Origin of the sequence: Thauera sp. WH-2 (assembly GCF_048321015.1) — a bacterium.
Taxonomy (GTDB): domain Bacteria; phylum Pseudomonadota; class Gammaproteobacteria; order Burkholderiales; family Rhodocyclaceae; genus Thauera.
On record NZ_JBLWFG010000031.1, the window covers coordinates 1 to 984 of the forward strand.

The window sequence follows — 984 nt, forward strand, 5'->3', positions numbered from 1 at the left end:
AGCTTCCGCCCGAAGCCCTGGAACACATTCGCCGCCAGGCATTTGTCCTGCGCAAGCAAGGTTACACGTGGTCGCACATCGCTGAGGTGTGCGGGGTTCACGTTGGCACTGTATTGAAATGGGCGCGGCGCGCCCAGGCCGACAGCGTCGACAGCGTCATCAAGGGCGGGCAACGTGGCCGACGCCATGGTTCGGGTCGAACGCTGACGCTGGTTCAAGAGGAGCAGTTGCGTTTGAAGATCATCGGTTCGAATCCCGCCCAGCTTCAGCTTGAGTTCGCGCTGTGGAATCGTCGCGCGGTCATGCTCGCCATCAAGCAGCTCTTTGGCATCGACATGCCCATTCGCACGGTCGGTGAGTACCTTCGGCGCTGGGGCTTCACTCCGCAGCGGCCGGTCAAGCGTGCGCTCGAGCAGGATCCGGCCCGGCTCAAGGCGTGGCTCGAGGACGCGTACCCGAAGATCGTTGCGCGCGCCAAGACTGAGGATGCCGAGATCTACTGGGGGGACGAGACCGCCATTCGTCAGGACTCGCACTGGGTGCGCGGCTACTCGATGGCGGGACTGACGCCGGAGCTTCGACTGCCGGCCGGTCGCCATGGATCGACGTCGATGATCTCGGCGATCACCAACCAGGGCTTGGTACGCTTCTCGTTCTTCGAGGGCGCCATCGATGCCGAGCGCTTCATCGTGTTCTTGAAGGACCTGATTCAGGACGCGCAGCGTAAGGTGTTCCTGATCGTCGACAATCTGCGCGTGCATCGCGCCAACCGTGTCCGCGAGTGGGCGGCGGAAAACACCGAGAAGATCGAACTGTTTTACCTGCCGCCGTACGCGCCGGAACTCAACCCCGACGAGTACCTCAACCGGGATCTGAAAACCTCGATACGTTCCGGGCCGATTGCCAAGACCGCCGCCGCACTTCTCGAGAAGGCACGTACCTGCATGGAACGCATTGCTGCGATGCCGGATCGGGTGCGGTCGT

1 protein-coding gene is annotated in these 984 nt (G+C 62.6%); it reads left to right on the top strand.

The window, feature by feature from the left end; translation table 11 throughout:
- A partial coding sequence (locus tag ACNKW1_RS15745) for an IS630 family transposase (protein WP_418365518.1) occupies positions 1-984 on the top strand: 984 nt, incomplete at both ends.